Origin of the sequence: Hymenobacter lutimineralis (genome assembly GCF_008271285.1) — a bacterium.
GTDB classification, from domain to species: domain Bacteria; phylum Bacteroidota; class Bacteroidia; order Cytophagales; family Hymenobacteraceae; genus Hymenobacter; species Hymenobacter lutimineralis.
The window spans coordinates 48764-72007 of the sequence record NZ_VTHL01000002.1; the positions used below are offsets into that span (position 1 = coordinate 48764).

The window sequence follows — 23244 nt, forward strand, 5'->3', positions numbered from 1 at the left end:
TGACTCTTAACCGTTAAATACTTGGGCGAGTGTGATACCGCGAGCCTGTGCAATTTGCATGGGGTCACGCATTTTCAGCAGCGCGTCGAAGGTTGCCTTCACCACGTTGTGGGGGTTAGACGAGCCTTTCGACTTGGCCAGTACGTCTTTGATGCCGGCGCTTTCGAACACAGCACGCATAGCACCACCAGCAATTACACCGGTACCGGCAGCAGCTGGCTGAACCAGTACGAAACCACCGGAGTACTTGCCTTCCATCACGTGAGGAACAGTGTGCTTGTACAGCGGCACTTTCACCAAGTTCTTCTTCGCGTCGTCAATGCCTTTAGCAATGGCGTCCGTTACTTCGTTGGCTTTGCCGAGGCCGTAGCCTACGGTGCCGTTGCCGTCACCTACTACCACGATGGCGGAGAAGCTGAAGCGACGACCGCCCTTTACTACTTTCGCTACGCGGTTGATAGCAACCACTTTTTCTTTCAGATCGGACTCAGCCGCGCGGGGAGCCTGGTCACGGTTACCGCCTCGGTCGTTTCCACCACCACGACGGTCGTTGCCGCCCCGGTCATTACCGCCACCACGGTTGTTGTTGAATTCTGCCATGATGCGTTAGAAATTAAGGCCGCCTTCGCGGGCACCTTCTGCCAATGATTTTACACGGCCGTGGTAGAGGTAACCCGAACGGTCAAATACCACTTTCGTAATGCCTTTTTCCTGAGCACGGGCGGCAAGCTCTTTGCCGACTGCGGCGGCGAGGGCGACTCCGTTGCCCCCTACCACCGAAACGTGCTTCGAGGAAGCAGCTGCCAGCGTGCGGCCGATGGTGTCGTCAATAATCTGAGCGTAGATGCCCGTATTGCTGCGAAACACCGACAAACGCGGGCGCTCGGACGTGCCAGCCACCTTAGTGCGGATGATGCGCTGGATCCGTTTTCTTCTAGTTGCTTTATCGAAAGCCATGGTGTGATGTTATTTCGAAGCCGTTTTACCAGCCTTACGACGAATCTGCTCGCCCACGAAGCGTACGCCTTTGCCTTTGTAAGGCTCAACTTTACGCAGGGAACGAATTTTAGCAGCTACTTGACCCAGCAGTTGCTTATCGATGCTGGTGAGGGTAACGATAGGGTTCTTACCCTTTTCAGTTACCGCCGTTGCAGTTACCTCTTTCGGCAGTGCCAGGAAGATGTTGTGCGAATAGCCCAGCGCAAGTTCCAGGGTGTTACCAGCCATCGAGGCTTTGTAACCTACACCTACCAGCTCCAGCTTCTCTTCCAGACCGTTGCTAACGCCGCTGATGGCGTTGTTCAGCAGCGAGCGGTAGAGACCGTGCATAGCCTTGTGGCGCTTCTGTTCCGTCGGACGGGAAACAACCAGCTGGCCGTCTTCCTGGGCCACGATGATGTCGCGGTCCACCGGAACCACCAAAGTGCCTTTCGGGCCCTTTACGGTTACCGTATTTTCGTTGCTCACTTCAACCTGCACGTTGGCGGGCAGGCTGATGGGCAGTTTACCAATGCGTGACATAGTCTCGTTTTCCTTTCAGATTAGTAGACGTAGCACAGCACTTCGCCGCCCACGTTTTCGGCTTTCGCCTCTTTCTCCGTCATCACGCCCTTGGACGTCGACAGAATTGCAATACCCAAGCCGCTCAGTACGCGGGGCAGGTTTTCTACGTGAGCATACGTGCGCAGACCAGGCGAGCTGATGCGCTCCAACTTGGTGATGGCAGGAGCCTTGGTAGTGGGGTTGTACTTCAGCGCGATTTTGATCGTGCCTTGTACTGCGGCATCATCAAAACGGTAGCTCTGAATGTACCCTTTTTTGTAGAGCACTTTCGTGATTTCCTTTTTGATGTTGCTGGCCGGAATCTCTACTACCCGGTGGTTTGCCTTGATGGCATTGCGTACCCGGGTCAGGTAGTCGGCAATTGGATCTGTATTCATTGAGAATGTAGAAAAGAAGCTCCTAATTCTAGGGGCCGCAAAGATAGGAAAATTTCGCCGCCACAGAAAGGGGCGACGAAATTTTCGGTTAAGACTACTCGGCTCGGCTTATGAAGGCTCGGCCAATGGTTTCTTTTGGCAACCTGCCATGTAATGTTGTCTTGCTCAAAAAACGAAGGAAGACAACAGCAGTGGTACTACCAGCTAGACTTGGTCACGCCAGGAATCTTGCCGGCCAGCGCCATTTCGCGGAAGCGCACCCGGCTGATGCCGAACTTGCGCATATAGCCACGGGGGCGGCCGTCAATTTTGTCGCGGTTGTGCAAACGCACGGGCGAAGCATTGCGGGGCAGTTTGTCCAGACCTTCGTAGTCGCCAGCCGCTTTCAGGGCCTTGCGCTTCTCGGCATAACGGGCTACGACAGCAACGCGCTTCCGCTCCCGGGCTTTCATCGATTCCTTAGCCATTGTTTTGTTTCTTGGCGTTAGCGAACGGCATTCCGAAGGCGCGCAGCAGCTCGTAGCTCTGTTCGTCGTTTTCGGCCGTCGTTACGAAGGTAATATCCATACCGGCAATCGACTTGATTTTGTCAATCGAAATTTCCGGGAAGATGATTTGCTCCTTGATGCCTAGGGTATAGTTACCACGGCCATCGAAGCCTTTGTCGTTGATGCCTTTGAAGTCACGCACGCGGGGCAGCGCTACAGTCAGCAGACGGTCGAGGAACTCGTACATCTGATTGCCGCGGAGCGTTACACGCGCACCGATAGGCATGCCTTCACGCAGTTTGAAGTTCGACACTGAGCGCTTGGCGATGGTAGGAACGGCTTTCTGACCGGTGATGATGGTCAGCTCGTCCACTCCGTTGTCGACCAGCTTCTTGTCGGCTACGGCTGCGCCGATACCGCGGTTGATGCAGATCTTGGTGATGCGTGGTACCTGCATGATGCTCTTGAACTGGAATTTCTCCTGGAGCGCCGGTACTACTTCTTTTTGGTATTTCTCTTTGAGTCGAGCCATTGTGGTAGGGCAGGTTAGCGGTTGGTCGATTCCACCGCCTTCACGTTGCTCACGTGAATGCCGGCTTCAATCTTCGTAATGCCGCCCTGGGGGTTCTTTGCACTGGGTTTGTTGTGCTTAGTCACCAGGTTCAGGCCTTCCACGATAACACGCTGCGTCGAGCGGTTCACCGATTTGATTACACCGGTTTTGCCTTTCTCGTCACCAGCAATTACCAGAACGGTATCACCGGTTTTCACATGCAGTTTCGCGGGCGTTGCTTTCGTTTTCGTTGCCATTGCTTAGAGAACTTCAGGGGCCAGCGAAACAATTTTCATGAACTGCTTCTCGCGCAGTTCGCGGGCCACGGGGCCGAAAATACGGGTACCGCGGGGCTCGTCGTTGTTGTTGAGCAGTACGGCTGCGTTGTCGTCGAAACGAATGTAGGAACCATCCTTACGGCGGATTTCCTTCTTCGTGCGCACAACCACAGCTTTCGATACAGCGCCTTTTTTAGCGTTGCCGGAAGGAATAGCCGACTTAATGGCTACTACAATCTTGTCGCCTACGCTGGCGTATTTCTTGCCCGTGCCACCGAGGACACGGATGCAGAGAACTTCTTTGGCGCCGCTGTTATCAGCGACGGTCAGACGGGATTCTTGCTGTATCATCTTACTTGGCGCGTTCTACGATTTCTACCAATCTCCAGCGTTTGTTCTTGCTCAGCGGACGGGTCGACATGATGCGAACCGTATCCCCTTCGCCACATTCGTTGTTCTCGTCGTGGGCCATAAACTTGGTCGACTTGGTCACGAATTTGCCGTAGATCGGGTGTTTCATTTTGCTTTCCACAACCACCGTGATGGACTTGTCCATCTTGGTGGAGGAAACGCGCCCGATGATTTCTTTGCGCAGGTTCCGCTCGGGGGCGGTAGTTGCCTGCTGTTCTGCGTTGCTTGCCATCGTTAGTTAGCAGGGTTAGTAGTCTGCTCGTTCTCGCGACGCTTCAACTCGGTCAGCAGACGGGCAACATTCTTGCGGCTTTGCTTCAGACGGATCGGGTTTTCCAGGGGCGAAATAGCGTGCGCGAAGCGCAGGCTCTGGCCATTGGTCTGCTCGGTCTTGATCTGGTTTTTCAGGTCCTCAACGGAGAGGGCACGGATATCAGCGTTCTTCATCTTGATTATGCTTCTTGAAAGTCGCGACGAACAACAAATTGCGTACGTACCGGCAGTTTTTGCGCGGCCAGACGCAGCGACTCCTGCGCCACCTCCAGGGTAACCCCATCCGATTCGAACATGATGGTGCCGGGCTTCACAACGGCTACCCAGTACTCTGGAGAACCTTTACCCTTACCCATCCGCACTTCGGCTGGTTTCTTGGTGATTGGCTTGTCGGGGAAAATCCGGATCCACACCTGGCCTTCACGCTTCATAGCGCGGGTCATGGCGATACGGGCCGCTTCGATCTGTCGTGCCGTGATCCAAGCCGTTTCGAGCGACTTGATGGCAAACGAACCGAAGTCAATGGAGCTGCCGCGGTAGGCTAGGCCATGCACGCGACCCTTTTGCATCTTGCGATACTTGGTCCTTTTCGGCTGTAACATGAGTTATTCTTGAATTGAGATGCGAGAGAAAGGAAAAGGCCTAGCGACGGGGGCCGCCACCTTGACCGCCCCGGTTCTGGCCACCGGGGCCACCACCGCTGCGACGCTGGCCGCCGGCACCCTGACCACCACGGTTGTCACCGCCACGGCCTTCGCCACCCCGGTCATTCCGGTCGCGACGTGGGCCACGGTCGCCGCCACGGTCGCCACGCTCACCACGCGGGCCACGGTCGTTACCACCACGGGTATCGTTGCCTTGGTTAGCAGGAACTTGGTTGGGCGACAAATCGGGCTTGCCGAATACCTCACCGCGCATGATCCATACCTTGATACCAATTTTGCCATATACCGTCTGAGCTTCAGACAGCGCATAGTCGATATCGGCACGCAGCGTGTGCAGCGGAGTGCGGCCTTCCTTGTATTGCTCGGAGCGAGCAATTTCAGCACCACCTAAACGGCCACCGCACTGAATTTTGATGCCTTCGGCACCAACGCGGATAGCTGCCTGGATGCTCATCTTCATAGCGCGGCGGAACGAGATACGCGCCTGCAGCTGCTGGGCAATGCTCTCCCCTACCAGCTTGGCGTCGAGTTCCGGACGCTTAATTTCGAAGATGTTGATCTGAACGTCTTTGCCGGTAATCTGCTTCAGTTCGTCCTTGATCTTATCAACTTCCTGACCGCCTTTACCGATTACCACCCCCGGGCGAGCCGTGTTGATGGTAATGGTGATACGCTTCAGGGTACGCTCAATCACGATGCGGCTAATGCCACCTTTCGGGATACGAGCCATGATGTATTTGCGGATTTTCTCGTCCTCCACCAGCTTGTCGGCAAAATCCTTGCCGCCGTACCAGTTCGAGTCCCATCCTTTGATGACGCCCAGACGGAAGCCAACCGGATTTACTTTCTGTCCCATAGTGCTTATGCGGTGGCTTCTGCCGTGGTTTCAGTGGATTTCTTGGCCGAGCTGCGACGAGTGGTTTTCTTCGGAGCGGCGGCGTTATCGGCAGACTTGGTTTCGGCAGCCTGCTGAGCGGCAGCTTTGCTACCGAGCGGTTCTACTTTCGAATCCAGAATCAGCGTCACGTGGTTGCTGCGCTTGCGGATGCGGTGGCCACGGCCCTGGGGGGCGGGGCGCAGACGCTTCAGCTGGCGGCCTTCATCCACGAAAATCTCTTTGATGTAGAGGTTAGCATCTTCGATACGCTCGTCCTCGTTCTTCTGCTGCCAGTTGGCCAAAGCCGACAGGAGCAGTTTCTCGACGCGGGCAGCACCAGAGTTTGCCTCGAATTTCAGCAGGCCCAAAGCACGGGTCACTTTCTGACCGCGTACCAGGTTGGCCACCAAGCGCATTTTGCGCGGCGAGGTGGGCACATTACGGAGTTTAGCTACTGCTTCCATCGATTAGCGCTTGCCTTTATCTTTCTTGGCAATGTGACCACGGAAGTTGCGGGTGGGAGCAAACTCACCGAGTTTGTGTCCTACCATGTTTTCCGTCACATAAACCGGGATGAACTTATTGCCGTTGTGAACGGCGAAGGTGTGGCCAACGAAGTCAGGCGAAATCATCGAGCGGCGAGACCAAGTCTTCACCACCGACTTTTTGCCGGAGTCTTCCATTGCCGAAACTTTCTTCTCGAGCCGGAAGTCAATGTACGGCCCTTTTTTTAGCGAACGTGCCATTGCTTACTTCTTGCCTTTACGGTTAACGATGAGCTGCTCAGAGTACTTGTTCTTGTTGCGCGTCTTCTGACCCTTAGCGAAGATGCCGTTACGGCTGCGTGGGTGACCACCCGACGAACGACCTTCACCACCACCCATGGGGTGATCTACAGGGTTCATAGCTACACCACGTACGCGTGGACGACGGCCCAACCAACGGTTACGACCGGCTTTGCCGAGACGTACGTTCATGTGGTCACCGTTCGAAACAGTTCCTACGGTAGCCATGCAGGTAACGAGTACCATGCGCATCTCACCGGAAGGCAGTTTCAGGGTAGCATACCGATCTTCACGAGCCACCAACTGGGCGTACGTGCCGGCCGAACGAGCCATAGCAGCGCCGCTGCCGGGAATCAGTTCGATGTTGTGCACGATGGTACCCAGGGGGATTTCGCGCAACGGAAGGGCGTTGCCTACTTCCGGAGCTGCACCTGTACCCGACACCACGGTAGCGCCTACCTCAACACCCGCGGGGGCGATGATGTAACGCTTCTCACCGTCGGCATAGTTCAGCAGGGCAATGCGCGCCGTCCGATTCGGATCGTATTCAATCGTCTTCACGGTAGCTGGAACACCAGCCTTATCCCGCTTGAAGTCGATAACACGATATTTTTGTTTGTGACCACCACCGATGTAACGGTTGGTCATTTTACCCGCACCATTGCGGCCACCGGATTTTTTCAGGGGTGCCAACAGCGACTTCTCCGGCTCCGACGTCGTAATCTCGTCGAAGGCCGGGGCGATGCGGAAGCGCTGACCCGGTGATGTTGGTCTTAGTTTTTTGAGTGCCATTACGCTAGCTTAGAAATGCTCTATTGCAGGAAGGCGAAGCCTTAGATGCCGTTGTAGAAGTCGATAACGTCGCCTTCCTTCACGGTAACAATGGCTTTTTTGCCATGTGCCCGGCGGCCTGCTACGGCGCCGGTCTTCGTGAACTTGGACTTGAGCTTACCGTTGGTGCGGATCGTGCTGATGCCCGTTACCGTCACGCCGTACAGCTGCTCGATGTCCTTTTTGATCTGAACCTTATTGGCCGTGCGCTCTACTTGGAAAACGTACTGCCCTTTTTCGTTCAGGCCCGTGGCCTTCTCGGTCACGATGGGTTTTTTCAGCGTGCTCATTATTCAGCGGAGGTATAGAGTTGTTCCAGAGCCGTGAGACCAGCCTCCGACAGCAACAGCGTGTCGGTGTTCAGCAGGTCGTGCGTGTTCAGCGCCACCGGCGTTGCCACTTTCACTTTCTGCACGTTGCGAGCCGACAGAACCACGTTCTTGTCAACTTCGCCCGTTACCAGCAGGGTCTTTTTGCCGTTGTTCAGCTTCAGACCAGCCAGGATGTTCACAAACTCTTTGGTTTTGGGAGCGTCCAGCAGAATGTTTTCCACCAGCGCGATTTTGCCATCCTGAGCCAGCGTCGACAGAGCCGACAGACGGGCCAAGCGCTTGGTCTTCTTGTTCAGCTTGAAGCCGTAGTCACGGGGCTGAGGACCGAATACCCGGCCACCACCAATGAAAACAGGCGACTTCATGCTACCAGCGCGGGCACCGCCCGTACCTTTTTGCTTTTTCAGCTTCTTGGTAGTGCCGCTTACTTCGTTCCGCTCCTTCGACTTGTGCGTGCCTTGGCGCTGGTTGGCCAAGTACTGCTTTACGTCGAGGTACATTACGTGCTCGTTGGGCTCGATGCCGAAAATGGCATCCGACAGCGTTACCTTACGGCCGGTGTCCTCACCCTTGATATTTAATACTGACAGTTCCATCTCTCGGGGTTATTTTTCAAGTACCACGTAAGAGTTCCGGGAGCCGGGAACCGAACCGCTTACTACGATTAGGTTTTTGTCGGCTACTACGCGCAGCACCTTCAGGTTCTGAATTTTCACCCGGTCGCCGCCCATACGGCCCGCCATGCGCATTCCTTTGAATACGCGCGAGGGCCAGGAGCAGGCACCGATAGAACCGGGGTGACGCAGACGGTTGTGCTGACCGTGGGTCTGCCCGCCTACACCAGCGAAGTTGTAACGCTTCACTACGCCCTGGAAACCTTTGCCCTTGGAGGTACCTACCACGTCAACGAATTCGCCTTCCTCAAAGAGGGTAGCGTTGATTTCGCTGCCAGTTGCGTATACCTCGTCGGTGCGGAACTCAACGAGTTTATGTTTGGGCGTAGTGCCCGCTTTGGCGAAGTGCCCAGCCAGGGGCTTGTTGGTGTTCTTGGCTTTTTTCTCGCCGTAGCCGAGTTGGATGGCTGCGTAGCCGTCCGTTTCGATGGTCTTAACCTGCGTCACTACGCACGGACCCGCCTCGATGAGCGTGCAGGGAATGTTCTTCCCGTCCGGAGTGAAGAGGCTTGTCATACCGATTTTTTTACCGATGATGCCAGGCATTCGTTTGGGGTTTATAAAATGACACAGCGAAAACGCCCGAACGGCGTTTTCGGAATGGGAGTGCAAAGCTAGGGAATTGTTGGCTCATTTTCCAACCCCTTTCTAAAATATTTTCAGGGAGTTAGCAATAGTCACCTATGTGTTCTAGTCGTTCAGTGTCAGGCTATTTCTCGCAACGGACGGCATCATTTGGTATTCGGTTACCTAAGCTACGAGCCTCCTCCGTTGCCTATCGGGTATTCCAATAGTACAATCTGTTAATGGGAGCTAGCGAGGCCGCCACTGTTGCTCCGGCTCGACTGGCATCTCCTGCCCGTTTAAAGCCAGTAATATAAACAGCAGGGCAAATGTGAGCCCAACCTGAGCTTCCAGGGTGTACTCCACTAGGAAGGATAAGGTGATGATCAGGTACTGGGCTAACAGCAACGGCGAATAATGGGGCCAGATGCGAATACCCGGGAAATAGAAGAACAGCGTAAACAACAGTACGCCCAGCCCACCATAGGCAACTAGGTAATAGAGAAACTGATTGTGCGGTAAGATATATGCCTCCTCGGAGATAGAGGGGAACTGCTGGCGGTACTGTTGGGCAATGGCCGGCTTCATGTTGGCCCGGCCAACGCCAAGCACTGGATGCTCTTCAAAGATTTCCAAGGCTACCTTATAGGAATAAAACCGCCCTACCAGGGAGTAATTATTGGCCGAGGTACTTTGCCGTACGCGCCCCACGTCGTCCTGGGTATTAAGAAACTTGTTGCGAAAGGTTGGAAAGACCCCGTAGCTCACCATAGGGGTAAGCAGCATCAGGGAAGCAATGAGCCCGGCGAGCCGCACATTACGCCGCCATAGCAGCAGCCAGCCAATGGCAACACCCGCCAGTGCATACAGCGTTAGCAAGCCGCTGCGCACGGCCAGCATATGCTGATACAAAACCAGGAAGGCAATAATCACCAGCAAATATCGACGCCACGGCCCGTCTACCACCTTCCGTCCTACAAGTACCGTTGCGGCTGCTACCGCATACGTCACCATCAAACTAAACCGGATATGGTCCGGAGCCGTTGGCATGATTTGCGACTCTAGGTACCGCTGGTTGATTTCGACGAAATGACTTAGATAATAACCCGCACTGCCCAGAGCAGACAAAGTGACGAGTGTGATGAAAAACACGTTCAACCTAACCAAGTAACGTCCCGGCAGGCCAGGCAACCACAGAAACGCAAGGGGAAGCACCAGGAAAGGCAACTGCAGCGTAACGCCCCGCCAGAACTCAGCGGCATTCCCAACCTGTGTTTGTAGTCCGGATAATAGTACTAAGCCAAATACCCCTAACAGGCTGTAGTAAACGGCCGAGAACTTGCTACGGTAGGTAGCAGAGCAAGTAAGCCGGTAGAAAAGCGCCACAATAAAAAGAGCAACGATGCCAATGCTCGTCAGGACGCGAAAAAAATTCACCGTGAATAGCCCAACCATAATGATTCCGCAGCTCAGCGCAGCTAGCCGCAACAGCACAGTAGAGTCTTTTAAATAACCAGGCAAAAAACGCATATGCACTTGAAGAGGCGGAAGCAGGTGCGTGGCGTTGCATGCTTCGACGAAGAGGGTATTGAGACTGCTAAGTTGAGGATAAAAAAAGAACACCCCGCAGAGGTGGCTCTACGGGGTGTTCCTTACTTAATCAAAGAAACCAGTCCTCAGACTTTGATTTCAACGTCTACGCCACTAGGCAGCTCAAGCTTCATCAGGGCATCTACCGTCTTCGACGAAGTCGAGTAGATATCCACGAGGCGCTTGTAGGTGCAGAGCTGGAACTGCTCACGCGACTTCTTGTTCACGTGGGGCGAACGAAGTACGGTGAACTTCTCCTTAATGGTCGGCAATGGAATCGGACCGCTTACGATAGCGCCCGTAGCCTTCACCGCCTTCACGATCTTCTCCGACGATTTGTCCACCAAGTTGTGGTCGTAGGATTTGAGTTTGATGCGAATTTTCTGGTTCATGTCTGTTGAATGAAAGCGGTATTAGCGAATGGCGTTACCCTTTTGCTTGGCGATGATGGCTTCCGCAAGGTTGTTGGGCACCTGATCGTAGTGCGAGAACGTCAGCGAGGCGGAAGCGCGACCCGAAGAGATGGTACGCAGCGACGTTACGTAACCAAACAGTTCCGACAGCGGAACGTCAGCTTTGATAACGTTAGCGCCACCTTTCGTGTCCATGCCCTTCATGATGCCGCGGCGACGGTTCAGGTCACCCGTTACGGAACCCGTGTACTCGTCCGGCGAAACTACCTCTACGGCCATAATAGGCTCGAGCAGTTTCGGAGCGGCCAGCTTACCAGCTTCGCGGAAACCACCGCGGGCAGCCAGTTCGAACGACAGCGCGTCCGAGTCAACATCGTGGTACGAGCCGAAGAACAGACGCACGCGCATGCCTTCGATGGGGAAGCCCGCCAGCGGACCGTTCTTCATGGCTTCTTCGAAACCTTTCTGAACCGGCGCGATGAATTCGCGGGGGATAACACCACCCGTGATGTCGTTTACGAACTCCAGACCGGGTTTCTCCGGATCGACCAGTTTGGGGCCGAGTTCGAATACGATGTCACCGAATTTACCACGGCCACCCGTCTGCTTCTTGTAGGTTTCGCGGTGCTCAACCGTTTTGGTCAATACCTCCTTGTACGCAACCTGTGGAGCACCCTGGTTGATTTCCACCTTGAACTCCCGACGCATACGGTCGATGATGATTTCAAGGTGAAGCTCGCCCATGCCTTTCAGTACGGTCTGGCCCGTCTCAGGATCAGTTTGTACCACCAGCGTGGGGTCTTCTTCCACGAGTTTGGCAATAGCCATACCCATCTTATCCACGTCGGCCTGAGTTTTGGGCTCAATGGCGTAACCGATTACCGGCTCGGGGAACGACATCGACTCGAGTACGATGCGCGACTTTTCGTCGGTCAGCGTGTCACCGGTCTTGATGTCTTTGAAACCCACACCGGCGGCAATGTCACCCGCCTGGATTTTGTCAATGGGGTTCTGCTTGTTGGAGTGCATCTGCATGAGACGCGAGATACGCTCCTTCTTGTTCGTGCGGTTGTTGTGCACGTACGAGCCAGCGTCCAGCACGCCGCTGTAGCAGCGGAAGAAGCACAGACGACCAACGAAGGGGTCAGTAGCAATTTTGAACGCCAGGGCCGTGAAAGGCTCGGCATTGTCGGGGTGACGCTCGATTTCCTCGCCTGTGTCGGGGTTGGTACCGATGATGGCGGGCATGTCCAGCGGCGAAGGCAGGTAGGCCATTACGCCGTCCAGCATCGACTGCACACCTTTGTTTTTGAAAGCCGAACCGCACATAACGGGCGAGAACTTCATGTCGATAACCGCTTTGCGGATTACCACCATCATTTCTTCGCGGGTGATGCTCTCCGGATCTTCGAAAAACTTCTCCATCAGCGTGTCGTCGTACTCGGCTACGCTTTCGATGAGCTTCTCGCGCCACTCGGCTACCGTTTCCACCAGATCCTCGGGAACCGGGATTTCGTGGTACGATTTGCCTTGGGTAGCGTCGTCCCATACAATGGCTTTGCCCGTCAGTAGGTCAACTACGCCTTTGAAGGTGTCTTCGGCGCCAATCGGGATTTGCAGCGGCACGGGGTTAGCGCCCAGCTTCTCCTTAATCTCGTTAACCGCCTTGAAGAAGTCGGCACCGGCACGGTCCATCTTGTTGACGAAGCAGATGCGGGGCACCTTGTACTTGTCAGCCTGGCGCCATACAGTTTCCGACTGGGGCTCTACGCCCGAAACAGCGCAGAACAACGCAACGGCACCGTCGAGTACGCGCAGCGAGCGTTCAACTTCTACCGTGAAGTCAACGTGGCCGGGAGTATCGATGAGGTTGATTTTGTACTGCTTGGTTTCCGGCGTCGGGTCGCCGTTGGCGTCGGTCGGGTAGTTCCAGAAAGTGGTAGTAGCAGCCGACGTGATGGTGATACCACGCTCCTGCTCCTGCTCCATCCAGTCCATCGTAGCAGCACCTTCGTGCACTTCCCCGATTTTGTGGGTCTTACCGGTATAGTAGAGAATGCGCTCCGAGGTCGTGGTCTTACCGGCGTCGATGTGCGCCATAATCCCAATGTTCCGGAGGTATTGCAGGTCTTTATTAACAGCCATGATTTTTGTTGGGGTCTTAGGGTCTTAGGGTCTTAGGGTCTTGGTTGTCGTTCGGTTTGTACCAGAACAAAACCAAGACCCCAAGACCCTAAGACCCCAACAACTGATTAGAAGCGGAAGTGCGAGAAGGCCTTGTTAGCTTCGGCCATCCGGTGCGTGTCGTCCTTTTTCTTCACGGCAGCACCTTCACCTTTGGCAGCGGCAATGATTTCGCCAGCCAGCTTGTCTTTCATGGTTTTCTCACCACGACGACGCGCGTATTGAATCAGCCACTTCGAACCAACGGCGATGCGACGGTCGGCGCGAACTTCAATCGGCACCTGGAAGGTAGCACCACCTACGCGGCGGCTCTTCACTTCTACTGTCGGCATTACGTTGTTGAGGGCTTTGCGCCACATCTCCAGGCCGCTTTCCTTGGTGCGCTGCTCAACCAGTTCGCAGGCATCGTAGAAAATTCCGTAGGCCAGGTTTTTCTTCCCGTCGTACATCATGTAGTTGACGAAACGGGTTACCAGCGTCTCCTTAAACTTGGGGTCGGGCAGGAGGATGCGCTTTTTCGGTTTTGACTTTCTCATGGGTTCAGATGTGAGTAGGTAGTAGCCACGAGTGGGATAAGAACCATATGCTATCCAGCACTTCGGGCTACCACACTCGTATCAATTACTTTTTCTTGCCGGGTGCGGGTTTGCCGCCTTTACCCGTAGCCACAGGCTGACCGGGCTTCGGACGCTTGGCGCCATATTTCGAGCGACGCTGCAGACGGCCGTTTACGCCGGCGGTGTCCAGGGCGCCCCGGATGATGTGGTAACGTACGCCGGGAAGGTCTTTCACACGGCCGCCACGAATCAGCACGATGCTGTGCTCCTGCAGGTTGTGGCCTTCACCAGGGATGTAGGCGTTAACTTCTTTGCCGTTGGTGAGACGCACGCGGGCCACTTTGCGCATAGCCGAGTTCGGCTTCTTAGGCGTGGTAGTGTACACACGGGTGCAAACGCCACGGCGCTGCGGGCACGAGTCAAGAGCCGGCGACTTCGACTTGGTCGTCAGCTTCTCGCGGCCTTTTCGTACTAACTGGTTGATGGTAGGCATCTACGGAATGGTTTGTCTAGGGGGGTTCACTCCCAAAAAATTAGGCTTGCAAAGGTATTGACTTGCTTTTGAAATAGCAAACAGGTTGAAATAGTTAATTTTAGGAATCAGGCTTATCTCCCCAGCTAGTTGAAAACTGCTGGGCTGCCGCTGGCTGACACCAACAAAAAAGGCCTCTGCCGGATGCAGAAGCCTTTCCTTAAGGTGAGTTTTTATTAGGCCTCCCCTACCGCGCCGCCGAAGCCCATGGGGTAGCTAGGCGAATCGTTCTGCACTTTCACGGGCCCGAACGTCTGCTCGAACCGCTCTATGTTCTCCTGTAAGGCTGAAAGCAGCCGCTTGGCGTGCTCCGGCGTCAGGATGATGCGGGACTTTACCTTGGCCTTCGGCAACCCCGGCATCAGCCGGATAAAGTCGATGACGAACTCGCTGCTGCTATGCGCAATCATAGCCAGGTTGGCGTACTCGCCCTCGGCTATAGCTTCCGACAGCTCAATGTTGATGGCGTTCGGGTCCTGGGGTATATTGGGGTCGGTTGGTTGCATGCTTCAAATCGTAATTGTTTCGTAGAACAAGGTAAAGAAAAAGCCGGCCGAATTGCTTCGACCGGCTTTTCCTGTACTTACACCTTAACGCTTACACCGACTCGCGACGGGCGGCGCGGGCGGGGCGCTTGGCCGGAGCCACGGCATCGTCGGCTTTGGGCGCTTGCAGCGCTTCCAACTCGTCCTTCGAGCCCACAATCTGACGCGTGTACTCGCGCAGACCGGTACCAGCCGGGATGAGGTGACCTACGATTACGTTCTCCTTCAGGCCCAGCAGTTCGTCGGCCTTGCCACGGATGGCGGCTTCCGACAGCACCTTGGTCGTTTCCTGGAAAGATGCAGCCGAGATGAAGGACTGCGTACCCAGCGAAGCCTGCGTGATACCCTGCAGCGTGGGACGAGATACGGCCGGCTGAGCGTCGCGTACTTCTACCAGTTGCAGGTCGCGGCGGCGCAGGCTGCTATTCTCGTCGCGCAGGCGACGAGCCGTTACAATCTGGCCGGGCTTCAGGTTCGTGGAGTCGCCCGCGTTGGTTACCACCTTCATGTCGATGATGGTATCGTTTTCCTCCATGAAGATAATCTTGTCGATTACCTGGTGCTCCAAGAAGGTCGTATCACCGGCGTCGAGGATAACCACTTTCTGCATCATCTGGCGAACGACCACCTCGATGTGCTTATCGTTGATTTTTACCCCCTGCAGGCGGTACACTTCCTGAATCTCGTTCACGAGGTATTCCTGCACGGCGCCCGGACCCTGAATGCTCAGGATGTCGGACGGGGTGATGGCACCATCGGAAAGCGGCGAACCCGCGCGGATGAAGTCGTTGTCCTGCACCAGAATGTGCTTGGACAGCGGTACCATGTATTTTTTCTTCACGCCGTCTTTCGACTCCACGAAGATTTCACGGTTACCACGCTTCACCGTACCGTAGGTTACTACACCGTCGATTTCGGCCACAACGGCCGGGTTCGAGGGGTTACGGGCTTCGAAGAGCTCCGTAACGCGGGGCAGACCACCGGTGATGTCGCGGGTTTTGCCCACGGCACGCGGAATCTTAGCCAGGATCTGACCAGCCTTGATTTTCTCTCCATTCTCCACGTTCAAGTGCGAGCCAACCGGGATAGAGTAGGCCTTGTGACCTTCCATGTCGCCTTTCTTGCCAGGACGAATGATGATGGCCGGGTTCTGGTCCTTAGCCTTCGATTCGATAATCACTTTCTCGCGGTGACCAGTCTGTTCGTCTGACTCCTCGCGGTAGGTGATGCCTTCGGTGATGGCGTCGTACTGAACGGTACCATCGAACTCGGCCAGGATAACGGCGTTGTACGGGTCCCAGTTGTTCAGCTCGGTGCCTTTCTCTACCTCCTGGCCTTCTTCAACCAGCAGGAACGAGCCGTAAGGAACGTGGTTGGAGATGAACACCTTGCCGGTGCCTTTCTCCACGATGCGGATTTCGCCCGAGCGACCCATTACCACTTTCACTGGCTCCCCGTCGGGGTTGGCAGTTTCTACGGTCCGGATGTCTTCGAACTCTACCACACCGGCGAACTTGGCCTTCAGGCTGGCTTCTACGGCAATGTTAGAGGCCGTACCACCTACGTGGAAAGTACGCAGCGTGAGCTGGGTGCCGGGTTCACCGATGGACTGGGCAGCAATTACGCCTACAGCCTCACCTTTCTGCACCATGCGGCCCGACGACAGGTTACGGCCGTAGCACTTGCCGCAAATACCACGCTTGGATTCGCAAGTCAGTACCGAGCGGATTTCCACCGATTCAATGCTGGTAGCATCAATACGGCGGGTAACCTCTTCCGTGATTTCATCACCCGCAGTGAGGATGATTTCGTCGGTCAGGGGGTCGATGATATCGTGTACCGCTACGCGGCCCAGGATACGCTCGGCCAGCGGCTCTACTACGTCCTCGTTATCCTTCAGGGCGAAGGTTTCGATGCCGCGCAGGGTACCGCAGTCCACTTCGTTTACGATAACGTCCTGCGACACGTCTACCAGACGACGGGTCAGGTAACCGGCGTCGGCCGTCTTCAGAGCCGTGTCGGCCAGACCTTTACGAGCACCGTGGGTCGAGATAAAGTACTCGATTACGTCGAGGCCTTCTTTGAAGTTCGACAGAATCGGGTTTTCGATAATCTCGCCTACCGAACCCTGCAGCGACTTCTGCGGCTTAGCCATCAGACCCCGCATACCGCCGAGCTGACGAATCTGCTCGCGCGAACCACGGGCGCCGGAGTGCATCATCATGTAAATCGAGTTGAAGCCCTGGTTCTCCTTTTCGAGGCGACCCATGAGGGTTTCAGTGATTTGGTTGTTGATGCGAGTCCAGATGTCGATAACCTGGTTGTACCGTTCGTTGTCGGTAATCAGACCCATCTGGTAGTTCTGCGTTACGGCAGCTACGTCGGCTTGAGCCTGCGCAATAAGGGCGTCTTTCTCTTTCGGGATGTTGATGTCACCCAGACCCATCGACAGACCACCTTTGTAAGCCGACTGGAAGCCCAGCGTCTTGATGTCGTCGAGGAACTGCGCGGTGCGGGCCATGCCGGTCCGCTTAAACACCATCGAAATGATTTGCTGCAGCTTTTTCTTGGTCAGCAGCTCATCTACGAAACCTACTTCGGCGGGCACCAGCTGGTTGAACAGCACGCGGCCGGCAACCGTCTCAATAATCTTCGTTACGAGGTTGTCGTCTTCGTCCCGAACCTGCGTGCGCACCTTAATGTAAGCGTGCTTCGACAGAATGCCTTCGTTGATGGCAATAACTACTTCCTCATCGGAGTAGAACATCATGCCCTCCCCGTCGATTTTCTCGTCTTCGGTGCTGCGCTTGCCTTTGGTCACGTAGTACAGCCCGAGTACCATGTCCTGCGACGGTACCGCGATGGGCGCGCCGTTGGCGGGGTTCAGTATGTTGTGCGAAGCCAGCATGAGCATAGAGGCTTCCAGGATAGCGGCCGGTCCCAGGGGAACGTGCACAGCCATCTGGTCACCGTCAAAGTCAGCGTTGAAGGCCGTACAAACGAGTGGGTGCAGCTGGATAGCCTTGCCCTCGATGAGGCGGGGCTGGAACGCCTGGATACCCAAGCGGTGAAGCGTAGGAGCCCGGTTCAGGAGCACTGGGTGGCCTTTCAGCACGTTCTCCAGGATGTCCCATACCACGGCGTCCTTGCGGTCGACAATCTTCTTGGCCGACTTCACCGTTTTCACGATGCCGCGCTCGATGAGCTTGCGGATGATGAACGGCTTGAACAGCTCGGCCGCCATATTCTTGGGCAGACCGCACTCGTGCAGCTTCAGCTCAGGACCAACGACGATTACCGAACGACCGGAATAGTCAACGCGCTTACCGAGCAGGTTCTGACGGAAGCGGCCCTGCTTGCCTTTCAGCATATCGGACAGCGACTTCAGCGCCCGGTTGCCTTCAGCACGCACGGCATTCACCTTACGTGAGTTGTCGAACAGCGAATCCACGGCTTCCTGCAGCATACGCTTCTCGTTCCGCAGAATTACTTCAGGCGCTTTGATTTCGATCAGGCGCTTGAGGCGGTTGTTGCGTATGATGACGCGACGGTACAGGTCGTTCAGGTCGGACGTGGCGAAACGGCCACCATCCAGCGGAACGAGGGGACGCAACTCCGGCGGAATAACGGGCACCATACGGATTACCATCCACTCGGGCTTGTTTTCCACACGGGTAGCGGCATCACGGAACGCTTCTACTACGCGCAGACGCTTCAAGGCCTCAGCCTTACGCTGCTGCGAAGTTTCGTGGGCGGCAGAGTCACGCAGCGAGTACGACAACTCGTCCAGGTTGATGCGCTCCAATAGGAGTTGTAGGGCATCGGCACCCATGCGGGCGATGAACTTGTTGGGGTCCTCGTTCGGCAGCATCTGGTTCTCGCGGGGGAGCTTGTCGATGATGTCGAGGTATTCGTCTTCGGTGAGGAAGTCGAGCTGCTGCACGCCTTCTTCGCCTAATACGCCGGGCTGTACAACTACGTACCGCTCGTAATAGATAATCTGATCGAGCTTCTTGGTGGGCAGGCCCAGCAAGTAGCCGATTTTATTGGGCAGGGACTTGAAGTACCAGATGTGCGCTACGGGCACCACCAGTTCGATGTGGCCCATCCGCTCCCGGCGTACTTTCTTCTCGGTCACCTCCACGCCGCAACGGTCGCAGATGATGCCTTTGTAGCGAATCCGCTTGTATTTGCCGCAGTGGCATTCCCAGTCCTTCACGGGACCGAAAATCCGCTCGCAAAACAGGCCGCCCATCTCGGGCTTGTACGTCCGGTAGTTGATCGTCTCGGGCTTCACAACCTCACCGTTCGACCGCTCCAGAATGGATTCGGGCGAGGCCAGCGAAATGGTGACTTTCGAGAAGTCCTGTACCAGTTTCTTGTTTTTTGCAAACGCCATGTAGGGTAGCTGTTGTTAGCTGGTGGCTTTTTCTGTCCGTTGGTTCCGCCAGTCTTAAGAATGGTCGGAAAGAACAAAACAGTTTGACTCTGCGAAAAGTGCTCTGCGGGTCGGATAGGTACGCCGCGCAGTAGTTTCTCGCCAGGTCGGGCAATTCAGGTTGCGGCCAATTGCTTCCGGAGGTTGATGCCGTTCTGACCATATCTCGGAACGACGCCGGCAGCAAGTGTTATCGGTTTCCCGAACCGCGGGTACTCTATTATATCAGAAGGTCTGAAAGGTGGCTGCCGATACTTGCGCACCAGCAGCCACCATTTTCAAACCTTAGTCAAGCGTGATTTCCAGGGCCAGACCGCGCAACTCGTGGATGAGTACGTTGAATGACTCGGGGATATTGGGCTTGGGCAGTACGTCGCCTTTTACAATGGCTTCGTACGCTTTGGCGCGGCCTACCACATCATCCGACTTCACGGTGAGGATTTCCTGCAGCACGTTGGAAGCACCAAAGGCTTCCAGCGCCCACACTTCCATCTCCCCGAAGCGCTGACCACCGAACTGCGCCTTACCACCCAGCGGCTGCTGCGTGATGAGCGAGTACGGCCCGATGGAACGAGCGTGCATCTTATCGTCAACCAAGTGACCGAGTTTGAGCATGTAAATTACGCCCACGGTTACCGGCTGGTCGAAGCGCTGACCCGTTAGACCGTCGTGCAGGTAAGCACGGCCGAAGTGGGGCAGCCCGGCTTCCGTCAGTTCGCGGGATACTTCCTCTTCGGTAGCACCGTCGAAAATCGGGGTAGCGTAGGTGCGGCCCAGCTTCAGGCCAGCCCAGCCCAGTACGGTCTCATAAATCTGACCGATGTTCATCCGGCTCGGTACACCCAGCGGGTTGAGCACGATGTCCATTGGGGTGCCGTCGGGCAGGAAGGGCATGTCCTCATCGCGCACGATGCGGGCTACAACCCCTTTGTTACCGTGACGACCGGCCATTTTATCACCCACCTTCAGCTTGCGCTTCTTGGCGATGTAGACTTTAGCCAGCTGTACGATACCAGCGGGCAGTTCGTCGCCTACTTCCAGCGTGAACCGGTCACGCTTGAAGCGGGCCGTGATGGTGTTACGCTTCTTGGCGTAGTTTTTCACCAGCTCGGTTACCATGCTGTTCACACGGGCATCGGCCGTCCAGCCTTCCAGCACGAGGTCCTTGAACATGTTCACCTCTTCGGGAACCGCGTAGTTGCTCTCGTCCTTGTAAGGGTTCTTCTCGGGGAATAGGTTTTCAGCAATGTTCTTCTTGCCGAATTTCACGCCCTTCGAGATGATTTCGTCGCCGAACTTGTGCTTCACGCCCTGGGAGGTTTTGCCTTCCAGTAGCTGCACCAGCTTGTCTACCATCACGGTTTTGATGCCGCGCAGTTCCCGAGCGTACGAATCCTTCAGCTCTTCTACTTCCTTCTTCGACTTGGCCCGCAGGTTTTTGTCTTTCTTCGGACGCGAGAACAGCTTGGTGCCTATAACTACTCCATTGAGGGAAGGTGGCGCCTTAAGGGAGGCATCCTTCACGTCGCCGGCCTTGTCACCAAAGATGGCGCGGAGCAGCTTCTCCTCCGGGGTCGGGTCGGTTTCGCCCTTGGGCGTAATCTTACCGATGAGGATGTCGCCTTCGCGAACTTCAGCGCCCAGGCGGATGATGCCGTTGTCGTCGAGGTTGCGCACGGCTTCTTCGCTTACGTTCGGAATTTCCGAAGTCAACTCTTCTTCGCCGCGCTTGGTCTCACGCACTTCCAGCTCAAACTCCTCAATGTGAATCGAGGTGAAGATGTCGTCGCGGACTACTTTCTCCGAAATAACGATGGCGTCCTCGAAGTTGTAGCCCTGCCACGGCATGAAGGCCACCTGCATGTTGCGGCCCAAGGCCAGTTCACCTTTGTTCGTGCCGTAGCCTTCGCAGAGGGGCTGTCCTTTGGTTACCCGCTCGCCCTTCTTCACGAGGGGCGTCAGGTTGATGCAGGTATCCTGGTTGGTGCGGCGGAACTTGATCAGGTCGTACGAAATCTTCTCGGCATCAAAGCTTACCAGGATGTCGTCTTCCGTCAGGTCGTACTTCACTACGATGCGGTTGGCATCTACGTAGTCAATTACGCCGTCACCTTCGGCTACTACCAGGGTACGCGAGTCAATAGCCACGCGGCCTTCCAGACCGGTGCCCACGATAGGAGCTTCGGCTTTCAGTAGCGGTACGGCCTGACGTTGCATGTTCGAGCCCATCAGGGCGCGGTTAGCATCGTCGTGCTCCAGGAACGGAATCAAGGAAGCTGCCACCGACACAATCTGGTTCGGGGCCACGTCCATGTAGCTGTACTCGTCGGGGCCTACCACGGGGAAGTCACCTTCAAAACGGCCTTTTACCAGGTCGTTGATGAAGTTACCTTGCTCATCAATGCGGGCGTTGGCCTGCGCAATGTGGTGGGTATCCTCTTCCTCAGCCGTCAGGTACTTCACGTTCTCCGTGGTATCTACCTTGCCGTTTTCCACGGTGCGGTAGGGAGTTTCAATGAAGCCCATCGAGTTCACCCGGGCGTGCACGCACAGCGATGAAATCAGACCGATGTTCGGGCCTTCCGGCGTTTCGATGGTGCAGAGGCGTCCGTAGTGCGTGTAGTGAACGTCCCGTACTTCGAAACCAGCCCGCTCGCGCGACAGACCGCCCGGCCCGAGTGCCGATACGCGACGCTTGTGCGTCACCTCGGCCAGCGGGTTGGTTTGGTCCATGAACTGCGACAACTGGTTGGTGCCGAAGAACGAGTTGATAACCGACGAGAGCGTGCGGGCGTTGATCAGATCAACGGGCTTGAAGTCCTCGTTGTCACGCACGTTCATGCGCTCCTTGATGGTACGCGCCATCCGGGCCAGACCCACGCCGAACTGGGCGTAGAGCTGCTCCCCTACCGTGCGCACGCGGCGGTTGCTCAAGTGGTCAATGTCATCGACAATGGCCTTCGAGTTGATCAGACCGATCAGGTACTTCACGATGAGCACAATGTCCTCGTTCGTGAGTACGCGGGCGTCCCAACCGGTATCGATACCGAGCTTCTTGTTGATGCGGTAACGGCCTACGTCGCCGAGGTCGTAACGCTTATCCGAGAAGAACAGCTTCTGGATGATGTCACGGGCAGTTTCTTCGTCGGGCGCTTCGGTATTCCGCAGCTGACGGTAGATCTGCTCGACAGCTTCCTTCTCCGAGTTGGAGTTGTCCTTCTGCAGCGTGTTGTAAATGATGGCGAAGTCGGCGATGTTGACGTTTTCGCGGTGCAGGATAACCGACTTGGCTCCGGCATTCAGGATGGTGTCAATATCTTCTTCCTCGATGGTCGAGTCGCGCTCCAAGAGCACTTCGTTCCGGTCGATGGATACTACCTCGCCGGTATCCTCGTCCACGAAGTCTTCCGTCCAGGTGCGCAGCACCCGGGCAGCCAGCTTGCGGCCTACGGCTTTCTTCAGAATTTTCTTGTCGGCTTTCACCTCTTCCGACAGCCCGAACAGGTCGAGAATGTCTTTGTCGGTGCCGTAGCCGATGGCACGCAGCAGCGTGGTAACCGGGAATTTCTTCTTCCGGTCGATGTAGGCGTACATCACGTTGTTCACGTCCGTGGCAAATTCAATCCACGAGCCTTTGAACGGAATGATACGCGCCGAATACAGCTTGGTACCGTTGGTGTGCTTGCTCTGGGCAAAGAACACGCCCGGCGAGCGGTGCAGCTGCGACACAATTACGCGCTCAGCACCGTTGATAACGAACGAGCCTTTTTCGGTCATGTAGGGAATATTTCCCAGGAACACTTCCTGCTCAATCGTTTCGAAATCCTCGTTGTCCGAGTCGTTGCAGACCAGGCGCAACTTAGCTTTCAGCGGTACGGAGTACGTCAGGCCCCGGTCGATGCACTCGTCTACGGAGTACTTCGGCGGATCCACGTGGTAATCCATGAAGGTCAGCACGAAGTTTTCGCGCGAGTCCGAAATCGGAAAGTTCTCGGCAAACACTTTGAAAAGGCCCTCATCGGTCCGGTTCTCGGCAGCCGTTTCCAACTGGAAGAAGTCCATGAACGAGCGAACCTGCACGTCCAGGAAATCCGGGTACTCAATAACCTTTTTAATCTTGGCGAAGTTGATCCGCTCGTCAGCGGCTTGCAATTTTTGCAGGCCTGTCTGTGCTTTCGGTGTAGCCAATGTATGTGGGGTTAGGAAATGGACACTGAGAGAATCCAACCCAGCGTAGCGGTAAAACCGTTACCTTGGGCCTATCAGGAAGCTGCTGCGGGCCACCCTCGCGTGTGCTGAGGCGGCTACCCTTCC

General features: G+C 55.6%; 24 protein-coding genes and 2 pseudogenes. All 26 read right to left on the reverse strand.

Annotated elements, in window-relative coordinates; translation table 11 throughout:
• Nucleotides 1-6 precede the first annotated feature (6 nt).
• Nucleotides 7-600: a 30S ribosomal protein S5 gene (rpsE, locus tag FY528_RS02480; protein ID WP_232066431.1), complete on the reverse strand. Its 594-nt coding sequence runs from the start codon at nucleotides 598-600 to the stop codon at nucleotides 7-9.
• A gap of 6 nt (nucleotides 601-606) precedes the next feature.
• Nucleotides 607-957, reverse strand: coding sequence for a 50S ribosomal protein L18 (gene rplR, locus FY528_RS02485; protein ID WP_149069420.1), 351 nt, complete (start codon nucleotides 955-957; stop codon nucleotides 607-609).
• 9 nt (nucleotides 958-966) lie between these two features.
• Nucleotides 967-1521, reverse strand: coding sequence for a 50S ribosomal protein L6 (gene rplF, locus FY528_RS02490; protein WP_149069421.1), 555 nt, complete (start codon nucleotides 1519-1521; stop codon nucleotides 967-969).
• Between the two features lie 20 nt (nucleotides 1522-1541).
• A complete protein-coding gene (gene rpsH / locus FY528_RS02495) occupies nucleotides 1542-1940 on the reverse strand; it encodes a 30S ribosomal protein S8 (protein ID WP_149069422.1) in 399 nt (132 codons plus the stop codon).
• Between the two features lie 197 nt (nucleotides 1941-2137).
• Nucleotides 2138-2407, reverse strand: a complete 270-nt coding sequence (rpsN, locus tag FY528_RS02500) for a 30S ribosomal protein S14 (protein ID WP_149069423.1) — start codon at nucleotides 2405-2407, stop codon at nucleotides 2138-2140.
• Nucleotides 2400-2960 (reverse strand): 50S ribosomal protein L5, encoded by a 561-nt coding sequence (gene rplE, locus FY528_RS02505; protein WP_149069424.1) that lies wholly within the window; start codon nucleotides 2958-2960, stop codon nucleotides 2400-2402. Before rplE ends, rpsN begins: the two co-directional genes overlap by 8 nt.
• Before the next feature lie 29 nt (nucleotides 2961-2989).
• Nucleotides 2990-3238, reverse strand: a pseudogene (gene rplX, locus FY528_RS02510) (50S ribosomal protein L24); the annotation flags it as partial.
• 3 nt (nucleotides 3239-3241) lie between these two features.
• Nucleotides 3242-3610, reverse strand: coding sequence for a 50S ribosomal protein L14 (rplN, locus tag FY528_RS02515; protein WP_045688459.1), 369 nt, complete (start codon nucleotides 3608-3610; stop codon nucleotides 3242-3244).
• 1 nt (nucleotide 3611) lies between these two features.
• Nucleotides 3612-3902 carry a 30S ribosomal protein S17 gene (gene rpsQ, locus FY528_RS02520; protein ID WP_149069426.1) on the reverse strand — a complete coding sequence of 97 codons (291 nt, stop codon included), beginning with the start codon at nucleotides 3900-3902 and terminating at the stop codon, nucleotides 3612-3614.
• Nucleotides 3903-3904: 2 nt separating this feature from the next.
• Nucleotides 3905-4117: a 50S ribosomal protein L29 gene (rpmC, locus tag FY528_RS02525; protein ID WP_149069427.1), complete on the reverse strand. Its 213-nt coding sequence runs from the start codon at nucleotides 4115-4117 to the stop codon at nucleotides 3905-3907.
• A gap of 5 nt (nucleotides 4118-4122) precedes the next feature.
• Complete coding sequence (gene rplP, locus FY528_RS02530) at nucleotides 4123-4545, reverse strand: 50S ribosomal protein L16 (protein ID WP_149069428.1); 423 nt, start codon at nucleotides 4543-4545, stop codon at nucleotides 4123-4125.
• A 40-nt stretch (nucleotides 4546-4585) separates the two neighbouring features.
• Nucleotides 4586-5464, reverse strand: a complete 879-nt coding sequence (gene rpsC, locus FY528_RS02535; RefSeq protein WP_149069429.1) for a 30S ribosomal protein S3 — start codon at nucleotides 5462-5464, stop codon at nucleotides 4586-4588.
• An 83-nt stretch (nucleotides 5465-5547) separates the two neighbouring features.
• Nucleotides 5548-5949: pseudogene (gene rplV / locus FY528_RS02540) on the reverse strand (50S ribosomal protein L22); the annotation flags it as partial.
• Between the two features lie 3 nt (nucleotides 5950-5952).
• Entirely contained in the window at nucleotides 5953-6231 is a 279-nt protein-coding gene (rpsS, locus tag FY528_RS02545; protein ID WP_149069431.1) for a 30S ribosomal protein S19, read from the reverse strand.
• A gap of 3 nt (nucleotides 6232-6234) precedes the next feature.
• Nucleotides 6235-7062 (reverse strand): 50S ribosomal protein L2, encoded by an 828-nt coding sequence (rplB, locus tag FY528_RS02550; RefSeq protein ID WP_149069432.1) that lies wholly within the window; start codon nucleotides 7060-7062, stop codon nucleotides 6235-6237.
• A 41-nt stretch (nucleotides 7063-7103) separates the two neighbouring features.
• On the reverse strand, nucleotides 7104-7391 hold the full coding sequence (gene rplW, locus FY528_RS02555; protein WP_149069433.1) for a 50S ribosomal protein L23: 288 nt from the start codon (nucleotides 7389-7391) through the stop codon (nucleotides 7104-7106).
• Nucleotides 7391-8029 (reverse strand): 50S ribosomal protein L4, encoded by a 639-nt coding sequence (gene rplD, locus FY528_RS02560; protein ID WP_149069434.1) that lies wholly within the window; start codon nucleotides 8027-8029, stop codon nucleotides 7391-7393. Before rplD ends, rplW begins: the two co-directional genes overlap by 1 nt.
• 9 nt (nucleotides 8030-8038) lie before the next feature.
• Nucleotides 8039-8653, reverse strand: coding sequence for a 50S ribosomal protein L3 (rplC, locus tag FY528_RS02565; protein WP_149069435.1), 615 nt, complete (start codon nucleotides 8651-8653; stop codon nucleotides 8039-8041).
• A gap of 267 nt (nucleotides 8654-8920) precedes the next feature.
• Nucleotides 8921-10201 (reverse strand): O-antigen ligase family protein, encoded by a 1281-nt coding sequence (locus FY528_RS02570; protein ID WP_149069436.1) that lies wholly within the window; start codon nucleotides 10199-10201, stop codon nucleotides 8921-8923.
• Nucleotides 10202-10347: 146 nt separating this feature from the next.
• Entirely contained in the window at nucleotides 10348-10653 is a 306-nt protein-coding gene (gene rpsJ / locus FY528_RS02575) for a 30S ribosomal protein S10 (protein ID WP_044016018.1), read from the reverse strand.
• A gap of 21 nt (nucleotides 10654-10674) precedes the next feature.
• Nucleotides 10675-12819 carry an elongation factor G gene (gene fusA, locus FY528_RS02580; protein ID WP_149069437.1) on the reverse strand — a complete coding sequence of 715 codons (2145 nt, stop codon included), beginning with the start codon at nucleotides 12817-12819 and terminating at the stop codon, nucleotides 10675-10677.
• Nucleotides 12820-12926: 107 nt separating this feature from the next.
• Nucleotides 12927-13394, reverse strand: a complete 468-nt coding sequence (rpsG, locus tag FY528_RS02585; protein ID WP_149069438.1) for a 30S ribosomal protein S7 — start codon at nucleotides 13392-13394, stop codon at nucleotides 12927-12929.
• Nucleotides 13395-13479: 85 nt separating this feature from the next.
• Nucleotides 13480-13908: a 30S ribosomal protein S12 gene (gene rpsL / locus FY528_RS02590; protein WP_054410986.1), complete on the reverse strand. Its 429-nt coding sequence runs from the start codon at nucleotides 13906-13908 to the stop codon at nucleotides 13480-13482.
• 215 nt (nucleotides 13909-14123) lie between these two features.
• Entirely contained in the window at nucleotides 14124-14453 is a 330-nt protein-coding gene (locus FY528_RS02595) for a DUF3467 domain-containing protein (RefSeq protein ID WP_149069439.1), read from the reverse strand.
• Nucleotides 14454-14544: 91 nt separating this feature from the next.
• A complete protein-coding gene (gene rpoC, locus FY528_RS02600) occupies nucleotides 14545-18891 on the reverse strand; it encodes a DNA-directed RNA polymerase subunit beta' (protein ID WP_149069440.1) in 4347 nt (1448 codons plus the stop codon).
• 324 nt (nucleotides 18892-19215) lie between these two features.
• Nucleotides 19216-23082, reverse strand: coding sequence for a DNA-directed RNA polymerase subunit beta (gene rpoB / locus FY528_RS02605; RefSeq protein ID WP_149069682.1), 3867 nt, complete (start codon nucleotides 23080-23082; stop codon nucleotides 19216-19218).
• Nucleotides 23083-23244: the final 162 nt, after the last annotated feature.